The 8,827-nt window shown below is 72.6% G+C and carries 9 protein-coding genes and 1 pseudogene; 5 read left to right on the top strand and 5 right to left on the bottom strand.

Features of this window, described 5'->3' with window-relative positions; translation table 11 throughout:
• On the top strand, positions 1 to 774 hold a 774-nt coding region (locus ABT367_RS39415), incomplete at its 5' end, for a class I SAM-dependent methyltransferase (RefSeq protein ID WP_434975643.1).
• A gap of 52 nt (positions 775 to 826) precedes the next feature.
• On the opposite strand, the gene ABT367_RS39410 is transcribed toward ABT367_RS39415, so the two are convergent.
• Positions 827 to 1,213 carry a hypothetical protein gene (locus ABT367_RS39410; RefSeq protein WP_352258542.1) on the bottom strand — a complete coding sequence of 129 codons (387 nt, stop codon included), beginning with the start codon at positions 1,211 to 1,213 and terminating at the stop codon, positions 827 to 829.
• On the bottom strand, positions 1,213 to 2,349 hold the full coding sequence (locus ABT367_RS39405) for a molybdopterin-dependent oxidoreductase (protein ID WP_434975642.1): 1,137 nt from the start codon (positions 2,347 to 2,349) through the stop codon (positions 1,213 to 1,215). The genes ABT367_RS39410 and ABT367_RS39405 overlap by 1 nt, the downstream gene beginning before the upstream one ends.
• 104 nt (positions 2,350 to 2,453) lie before the next feature.
• Between ABT367_RS39405 and ABT367_RS39400 the strand changes: the two genes are divergently transcribed.
• Complete coding sequence (locus ABT367_RS39400) at positions 2,454 to 3,962, top strand: glycosyltransferase 87 family protein (RefSeq protein ID WP_352258539.1); 1,509 nt, start codon at positions 2,454 to 2,456, stop codon at positions 3,960 to 3,962.
• Between the two features lie 79 nt (positions 3,963 to 4,041).
• Here the strand turns inward: ABT367_RS39400 and ABT367_RS39395 are convergent.
• Positions 4,042 to 4,290, bottom strand: a pseudogene (locus tag ABT367_RS39395) (MarR family winged helix-turn-helix transcriptional regulator); the annotation flags it as partial.
• A gap of 162 nt (positions 4,291 to 4,452) precedes the next feature.
• On the opposite strand from ABT367_RS39395, the gene ABT367_RS39390 reads away from it, so the two are divergent.
• The 3 genes from ABT367_RS39390 to ABT367_RS39380 all read left to right on the top strand — a co-directional run bounded on the left by ABT367_RS39390 (position 4,453) and on the right by ABT367_RS39380 (position 6,649).
• Positions 4,453 to 5,052: a YczE/YyaS/YitT family protein gene (locus ABT367_RS39390; RefSeq protein ID WP_352258538.1), complete on the top strand. Its 600-nt coding sequence runs from the start codon at positions 4,453 to 4,455 to the stop codon at positions 5,050 to 5,052.
• A 10-nt stretch (positions 5,053 to 5,062) separates the two neighbouring features.
• The gene (locus ABT367_RS39385) at positions 5,063 to 5,626 is read left to right on the top strand and encodes an NADPH-dependent FMN reductase (RefSeq protein ID WP_352258536.1); all 564 of its coding nucleotides are present in this window, start codon (positions 5,063 to 5,065) and stop codon (positions 5,624 to 5,626) included.
• A 78-nt stretch (positions 5,627 to 5,704) separates the two neighbouring features.
• Positions 5,705 to 6,649, top strand: coding sequence for a tetratricopeptide repeat protein (locus tag ABT367_RS39380; protein WP_352258534.1), 945 nt, complete (start codon positions 5,705 to 5,707; stop codon positions 6,647 to 6,649).
• Between the two features lie 202 nt (positions 6,650 to 6,851).
• On the opposite strand, the gene dapD is transcribed toward ABT367_RS39380, so the two are convergent.
• Together dapD and ABT367_RS39370 are read right to left on the bottom strand one after the other, a co-directional pair.
• Complete coding sequence (gene dapD, locus ABT367_RS39375) at positions 6,852 to 7,844, bottom strand: 2,3,4,5-tetrahydropyridine-2,6-dicarboxylate N-succinyltransferase (RefSeq protein WP_352258532.1); 993 nt, start codon at positions 7,842 to 7,844, stop codon at positions 6,852 to 6,854.
• 174 nt (positions 7,845 to 8,018) lie between these two features.
• Positions 8,019 to 8,827 (bottom strand): hypothetical protein (locus tag ABT367_RS39370; protein ID WP_352258531.1); only part of this gene is annotated, 809 nt, incomplete at its 5' end.

The raw sequence follows: 8,827 nt of genomic DNA, 5'->3' as shown, positions 1-8,827 counted from the left end.
GGCAGCCGTAAAGAGCCCCGCACCCGCACGCACGGTCGCCACCCCCGCCGCACGCGCCGCGGTACGGCGCACCCGATGACCGCCCCCGCCCAGGACCTCGGCCGGGCCGACTCCCCCTGGCACGAGGGCCCTTACGCCGCCGCGCTGCGCAGCGGGCGCGGTCCGTTGTTCCTGCGCAAGGAGGACGGCTGGCTGCTGCCGCTGGAGGTGGAGCGGTGGTGCGCCCTGCCGGACACGGCCGACCGCACGGTGCTCGCGCGCTGCGGCCGCGGCCCGGTGCTCGACATCGGCTGCGGCCCCGGCCGCCTCGTCGCGGAACTCGCGGCAATCGGCCGCCCCGCCCTCGGCATCGACGTCAGCCCGGCCGCCGTGGCGCGCACCGTACGCGCGGGCGGCAGCGCGCTGTGCCGCTCCGTCTTCGATCCCCTGCCCCGCGAGGGGAGTTGGGGCACGGCCCTCCTGATGGACGGCAACATCGGTATCGGCGGCGACCCGCACGCCCTTCTCACCCGCACGGCCGCCCTGCTCACCCCGTACGGCTCGATCATCGCCGAAACCGCTCCGGTGGACGTCGACGAACGCGTCAGGGTCCAGATGACCGATGCCTCAACTCCCCTGGCGAGACCGGGAACTCCCCTGCCGGGCCCGGGGTTTCCCTGGGCGCGCGTCGGCATCCGCGCCCTGCGCGACTACGCGGAGCCGTGCGGCCTGGTGACGACGGCGGTCTGGACGTCCGGCGACCGCGTATTCGCCCAGCTGACCCGCCGCACCTGACGGCACCGTCAGGCCCGACGCCACCTCCGACCACCGCACCGCCATCCGCCGCTCACCCCCGCTTCCGCCCCCGCGCCCAGCCGAGGACGGCCGCGCCCACCGCGAACGCGCCGAGGCCCGCCATCACCCACAGCCAGTTGCGCGGATAGTCCAGCGGAAGCACCGAGGGGTTGGCCGGGGTGCCCGGGCGCAGCAGCACGGGCAGGGCGATCGCCGTGAGCGAGCCGGCCACGATCAGGGCCCCGCGCACCGCACCACGCGCCCGCAGACCGCCGAGGAAGAGACCGATACCGAGGACCAGCGGGGCGACCAGGCCGTCGTGCAGCACGATCGCCCCCGCCAGCCAGACCGCGACGTCGGCCGGGTCCCGCACATCGAGCAGGAGCCAGGTGCCGAGGCCCATGGCCGCAACTCCCAGCGCACCGAGGAGTGTTCGCATCACAGCGCCTCCACCTTCGCGACCCACTTGGTCTGCCAGACACCGGGACGGTTCGGCGCGATGATCCGCGCCGGGAAGCCGTGGTCGGGGGAAAGGGGCTCCCCGTTGAGTTCGAGGGCGAGCAGCGTCAGTGGGTCCTCGGTGTAGCCGCGGCCCATCTCCATCACGCGATACGCGCCGCCCGACTGCGACGACGTCACCCGCACCCGGGACGAGGCGGGTGCACCGGCCCGTTCCAGCAGGTCGCGGACGCGGACACCGCGCCACTTCGCCGACTTGCTCCAGCCCTCCACACACGCGATGGGCAGCTCGGCCTCGTACTGGGGCAGGGCGCGCAGCTCGTCGAGGGTGAGCGTGAACGGCCGCGGGCCGACGACCGCCAACCGCCATGCCGCCACGTCGACTTGATCCGTGCCCGCCGCGGCCGCCGTCTTGTTGACGGGAAGGCCCTGCGGGCCGTAACCGGGATGACGCGGCGCGAAGAGGTTCAGGCCCTTCAGCGGAGTGAGCGACTGCCCGACCGTCGTCAGCGTGACCGCGGCGACCGCAGCCGTGACACCGAACAGGAACGACCGCCGGTCGCCCTCGTCACCGAGCCGCAGGGTGGCCTCGGACCGCCGCCGCCAATGCGCCCTGATCTCGGGCGACTTGACCGCGACATGGACGAACAGCGCCCCCACGAACAGCCACGCCACCGCGAAGTGCACCGGTACGAAGGAGAACGGCCACGGATACCACTGCACCGTGTTGAGCAGCCCGGTGAACAGCTGGAAGACCCCCGCCGCGACCAGCACGGCCACGGAGAGCCGCTCGAGACCGTGCCGCACGTTCCGTACCGCCGGCCGGACGAAGAGCCGCGGATACACGGTCCACAACTTCGCGAGCAGCAGCGGGACCGCCGCGATACCGCTCGCGATATGCAGCCCCTGAGTGAGCCGGTACCCCCAGGAAGGCCGGCTCGGCAGCACGTCGACGAGCCATCCGCTCGGGTTCTGCACATAGTGGCTGAGTACACCAGTCGCGAAGCAGACCAGGACGGCGATCCCGAGCCACCGGCCGAGCACGGTGGCCGTGCGCTTGTCGTGCAACGCCCCTCGGAACGCGGGCAGCTTGCTCTGCAGGTCCATGTCCGCCATGACACCGCCGCACGGCCCCCGATGGGGCGCTCGACACCTTACGGTTCTCGGACGCCTGCCCTGCCGCACTCCCCTCCCGGCACCCGGGCTGCGACGGTCGAAAGGTGATCACCCGCACCTCGCCCCCGCCCCGCGCCCTGCTGCTGCCCTGCACCCTGCTCGCCGCACTCGTCACGGCCCTCGCCATGACGTTCACCCAGGACACCTACTTCACCGATCCGGGCGGCCTCTCCCTCTGGTACGCGGTGTGCTGGCTGCTCTTCGCGGCCGCGGTGTGGACGCTGCGCAAGGTGCCGGTCCGGGAGGCGGCCGGTCTGGTGCTCGCGGGTGCGATCGCCGTCGCGGCCACGGGGCTTGCCGGTCCGCCGCGCACCAGCACGGACTCCTACCGCTACGCCTGGGACGGCCGCGTCCAGTCCGCCGGCCTCTCCCCGTACGACCATCCCCCGGCGGCCGCGGCGCTCGGCCCGCTGCGCGACGACTGGCTGTTCGCACGCGGCGCCGTATGCGGGGAACGGGACCGTTCGAGGATCGACGCGGACTCCTGCACCCGCATCAACAGGCCCTGGGTGCACACCATTTACCCGCCCGTCGGCGAGCTGTACTTCCTCGCCGTCGACACCGCCTCCCCCTCCGGCGCCCGCCACAAGCCGCTCCAGATCGGCGGCGCACTGCTCTCGGTCGGCGTCACGGGGGTGCTGCTGCTCGTCGCGCGCCGCCGCCCCCGGCACGCGGCACTCTGGGCGTGGTGCCCGGCGGTCCCGGTCGAGGCGGTGAACAACGCGCACGCGGACGTCCTCGGCGTCCTGTTCACGGTCGGCGGCCTGACGCTCCTGGCCCGCGCCCGCCTCGCCGGCACACCCCGCCGAGGCGGCCTCACCGGCGGCGCACTGCTCGGCGCGGCCACGGCGGCGAAACTGCTGCCCGCGCTCGCGCTGGCGGGCGCCCTGGGAGGCGTACGGAGAGCGGGCGACGCGGTGCGGCTCGTGGCCTCCGCCTTGACCGTCGTCGCCTTGACGTACCTTCCGTACGTCCTGCTCTCGGACCAGTCGGTCCTGGGCTATCTCGGCGGCTACATGGAGGAGGAGGGCTACGACGACGCCTCGGACACCGGCCGCTTCGCCCTGCTGCGGCTCGTGCTCCCCGAGCCGTGGCTGCTGCCGGCCGCACTGCTCGGGATGCTGCTCGCCTGCGGGTACGTGATCGCCCGCGGCGCACCCGAACGCCCTTGGCACGGCGCCCTGTTGTTGACCGGCACGGCCTTCCTGCTGATGACCCCGGGCTACTCCTGGTACGCCCTGCTCCTGATCGCCCTCGCCGCGTTCGAGGGCCGCGGCGAGTGGCTCCTGGTGGCGGTCGCGGGGGCCGCCGACTACGTGACGGACCGGGCGGTGCCCGACGGCACGTTGGCGATCGGGGCGTTGGCGTACGCGACGGCGGCGACGGGAGTGGCGGCCGTCAGTCTGTACCGGGCGCGGACTTCGAACCGGCCGCACCGGGCGCGGACTTCGAGTCGGCGGCACCGGACGCGGACGCCGGGCCGGACTCCTGCGCCAGACGCTCCACGACCGTCTCCCCCAGCTCGGCCAGGACGTCCAGCTGGGCGGGGCTGAGCAGATCGATGAAGTGCCGCCGCACCGAGGCGACATGGGCGGGTGCCGCCGCGTCCAGGGTGCGCATCCCCTGATCCGTCAGGGCCACGACGGCGCCGCGCCCGTCCGTGGCGACCCCCTCCCGAACGACCAGGCCGCGCTGTTCCATCCGCGCCAGATGGTGCGAGAGCCGGCTGCGCGACCAGAGCATGCGGTCGGCCAGCTCACTCACCCGCCGGCGGCGGTCCGGGGCCGCGCCCAGGTTGGACAGCACGTCGTAGTCGGGGTCGGAGAGCTTGCTGTCGTGCTGGAGGTCGCGCGAGATCTGCGCATTGAGCAGCAGAAACATCCGGCGGTACGCCTGCCAGGCGCGCTGCTCGCGGTCGGTGAGCCACTGAGGTTCCTGCACGGTCATATCGCTCACCGTACCCGCATCTGATTGACACGTCACCTACCCGGGGCTACCTTCAGCTCAGGGGATAGATGACACGTCAACCATTTGGAGAGGGTCATGGCAGCCGCACTCCGCCTCAGCTCCGGACTCGTCCTCTTCGGTGTGAGCATCGCGCTCATGGTCGCCGCCGAACTCGGCGTCCCGTCCTGGGATGTACTGCACCAGGGCGTCGCCCGCACGACGGGGCTGCCGTTCGGCTGGGTCGTCAACGGCGTCGGCGTCCTCGTACTGCTCGCCTGGATCCCGCTCAAGGTGCGTCCCGGTCTCGGGACCCTCGCCAACGTCCTGGTCGTCGGCCTGGTCGCGGACGCCGCTCTGGGCGTACTGCCCGATCTCCACGATCCGTGGGTGCGCAGCGGGATCCTTGCCGCCGGCATCCTCCTCAACGCCCTCGCGACCGGGCTCTACGTCGGCGCCGGGCTCGGCCCGGGACCGCGTGACGGCCTGATGACGGGGCTCGCCGCCCGCGGCATCTCGATCCGCCTCGCACGCACCGCGATCGAGGCGTCCGTACTCGCCGTCGGCTGGCTGCTCGGCGGCACCGTCGGCCCGGGCACCGTGCTCTTCGCCGCCGCGATCGGCCCTCTGACCCAACTCGCCCTGCGCCGACTCACATTCACCGCAACCGCCCGCGCTCCCCGGGCCGTCACTCCGTAAGGAATCCGCCATGATCCGCCGTCTGCAGATCCTCTCCGCGAGCACCCGCCCGACCTCGGCCGGACGCCCGCTGGCTCGCTGGGTCGCCGAACTCGCCGCCGCCCACGGGCAGTTCGCCTCTACTCTCGTCGACCTCGGCGAGGTGGGACTGCCGTTCTTCGACGAACCGGGCCTGCCCGCCGACGGTGTGTACGTCCACGAGCACACCAAGGCCTGGAGCACGACCGTCTCGGCGGCGGACTGCTTCGTCTTCGTCCTGCCGATGTACAACGGCGGCTTCACCGCCCCGCTCAAGAACGCGATCGACTTCCTGTACGCGGAGTGGCGCGACAAGCCGGTGGGCCTGATCAGCTACAGCGCCGGCACCTCGGGCGGCGCCCCGGCCATCGAGATGCTCCGCCCCGTCCTCGCCCGCGTGGGCCTGCGCCCCGCCCCGCACACCCTCTCGGTCCCGGGGATCGACCAACGCGTGGACCCTGAAGGCCGGTTCCACGCCACTCCCGCCCTCACCGCCGAGGCGAACGCGGTGCTCTGCTCGGTGGCCGGTCTGCTGGAAGCGCGGGTGGCGGCCTGAGCCCGGACGGCAAGGGAGAGCGCCCCAGGAGCACCCCCTTCCGAACACGCAGGCGAACCCGCGGGTTAGCCTCCCCGCATGGGACTCCTGACCAGGTGGCGCAAGGACCCGTCCGCCGGCATCGCGCACGAGGTCCACCAGGCGATCGCACTCCTGACCAAGCACACCGCGGAGTCCGCCGAAGCGGCGCTGCGCAAGGCGCTGGACGAGTCCCGTACGGCCTTGGGCAAGCAGCACCGGCTCACTGCCGCGGCCTGGGCCGGCCACGGCGTGGCCCTCTACTACTGCGGCCGCTACGCGGAGAGCGAGGCGACCCTCCGGAAACTCGCCGCCGACCGCGCCCACCTGCCCGGTGACGAGTGGGCGCTGCACGCACTGGTCGCCGCCCCGCTCGCCATGAGCGCGCAGGGCGGCCACGCACAGGCGCTCGAGGAGATGGACGAGATCCTGCCCTATATCGTCCGGATCCGCGGCTCCGAGCACTCACTGACGCTCAAGGCCCGCTGCGAGCGAGCCGCGATTCTCTGTGACCTCCTGCGGTACGAGGAGGCCGAGCGGGAGGCCCGAGAGCTGATCGCACTCGCCGACCGCGGCAAGGACCCGAGGTCCCGGCCCGTCTCACTGAGCGCCCGGGACGCTCTCGCCACGGCTCTGTCGGGGCAGTCCCGGCACACGGAGGGCGAGACGGTCGCACGTGAAGGGCTGCTCAGGCGGCGGCCGCGGACACCGAGCGACATACGATGCGCCGCGGCACTGCGCCTCACACTGGTCGGCACACTCAACGGGCAGGGGCGCCATGCGGAGGCGCTCACCGAGCTCATGGCACTGCCGCTCCCGCTGCCCTTCGCCGAGACAGGCGCCCCCGAACTCGCCCGCGCGCAGGCCTACCTGGGCCTCGACCGACGCGCAGAGGCGGCGCACGAGGCACGTACCGCACTCGCCTCCATCACCCGCGTACTGGGCCCCGCACACCGACGCGCCCAGGAGGCACACGACCTGCTGGACACACTGACCAGCCCCTGACCGGCGCCTCACCCTCCGGCCCCCGCACCTGGGCACTCACTGCTGCTCCTTGACGCGGTGCACACGCACGAGCGCCCTCCCGGGCCGGTCCTGGGGCCGTGGAAGGGCGCTCGACGCCGACCAACGGTGACAACTGCCGGCAGCTCGGCGGCAGATCAGGGAGTTGATCGAGAGCAGGGCGGCAAGTGGCCGCCCCGGGTGATCAGTTGTTGCTGTGCAGCACGTCGTTCAGGCCGCCCCACACCGCGTTGTTCGGGCGGGCCTCGACCGCGCCCGTGACCGAGTTGCGGCGGAAGAGGATGTTCGAGGCGCCGGAGAGCTCGCGGGCCTTGACGATCTGGCCGTCGGGCATCGTGACGCGGGTGCCCGCCGTGACGTAGAGGCCGGCCTCGACCACGCACTCGTCGCCGAGCGCGATGCCGACGCCCGCTTCGGCGCCGACCAGCGAGCGCTGACCGATCGCGACGCGCTGGGTGCCGCCGCCGGACAGGGTGCCCATCGTGGAGGCGCCGCCGCCGATGTCCGAGCCGTCGCCGACGACGACGCCCTGCGAGATACGGCCCTCGACCATCGACGTGCCGAGCGTGCCGGCGTTGAAGTTCACGAAGCCCTCGTGCATCACGGTGGTGCCCGCGGCGAGGTGCGCGCCGAGGCGGACACGGCCGGCGTCTGCGATACGGACACCCTTGGGCGCCACGTAGTCCGTCATACGCGGGAACTTGTCGACACCGTGCACGACGAGGTGCAGGCCCTCGGCGCGGGCGTTGAGGCGGACCGTCTCGAGCGAGTCGACCGGGACCGGGCCGAGCGAGGTCCAGGCCACGTTGGCGAGGAGGCCGAACAGGCCGTCGAGGTTCTGCTCGTTCGGCTTGACCAGCGTGTGGCTGAGCAGGTGCAGACGCAGATACGCGTCGTGCGCGTCGAGCGGCTTGTCGTCCAGGGACGCGATGACGGTACGGACGGCGACGATCTCCACGCCCCGGCGGTCGTCCTTGCGGATGGCCTTGGCGGCACCCTCGCCGAGCAGCTCGACGGCACGCTCGGCGCTCAGCCGCTCGGTGCCGGCCGGGCCGGGAGCGCCGCTGAGCTCGGGGGCGGGGAACCAGGTGTCGAGAACGGTGCCGTCGGCGGCCAGCGTGGCCAGGCCCGCGGCTACGGCACCGGTGGTACGGGGGGCAGTGGTGGTGTCGGTCATGGGCAAAACTTAACCGGCTCGCGGCGACGGAAGCGAACCGGTCTCAGGGTGCGGGCCGGGTTCCCCCGCCTGCCCGTCCGCACGAGGGAGTGCCGTACGCCCGCATCCCCCCGGGTGCGGGCGTACGGCACTGGTCCGGATGTCAGGCCCCTGGACGTCAGGGGCCTGAGCACCTCAGGGCCGGACGTTCTTCTCGTCGACGAACGCCAGGACCAGGCCGGCACTGGTGGTCATCACGTCACCGGCCTTCCACGTCCCCGGGAAGAACGCGGTCTCCTCGTTGTCGTCCGTGAAGTCACGGGCCACGACCATGCGGTGCCCCACCACCTGGTACGTGTCGGGCAGCAGCAGGATCTCGTTGCGGTACCGGTCAGCGGGCCCCGGCTTCAGCGCGATCGCGACGGTCTCGCGGCCGGCCGCGTCGGTCACCGGGCGGTCGGCGAGCTCGATCCCCGGCAGCTTCGCGAGCGCCCGGTACAGCTTGGCCTGGCCCTCGCCCTCCAGAGGCGTGATCGGTGAGCGCGCCAGTGCCTGAGCGATGTGGAAGACATCCGCCGGCTTCTTCGGATCCAGCATGTCGAACTGGTTCGGATACGCCTTCTGGTACGCCTTCACGATCCCTTCCGGGTCGTCCGGCAGACCCTTCATGAGGGCGTAATACTCGCGCCAGTCGCTCTCCTCGCCCTTCTGGGACCCGGCCGTGAACCAGTCCTCGTCCGTCGTCGGCTTCCCCAGCTTTCCGTCCCCGCCGGCGCCGACAGAGGTTCCGATGTGCTTCGTGTAGTACCACTGGTCGTCCCGCGGCTCCGCACCCTCGACCGACTCGGCCGCCCGCGCCGCCGCCTCCAGGAACTCCTGCGCGGTCCCCGGCCGCACCGACTGGCTCGCCGCCGGCCGAGGTCCGCCGTCGGACCCGCCCGACGAGTCCCCCACGTTCACGGCGATCACCGCCGAAGCCGTCACCGCGAGCGCCGCGCCGGCCG

Origin of the sequence: Streptomyces mesophilus (genome assembly GCF_040300965.1) — a bacterium.
GTDB lineage: Bacteria > Actinomycetota > Actinomycetes > Streptomycetales > Streptomycetaceae > Streptomyces > Streptomyces mesophilus_A.
The sequence above is the reverse complement of the archived record's forward strand: the minus strand, read 5'-3'. Positions and strand labels throughout refer to the sequence as shown.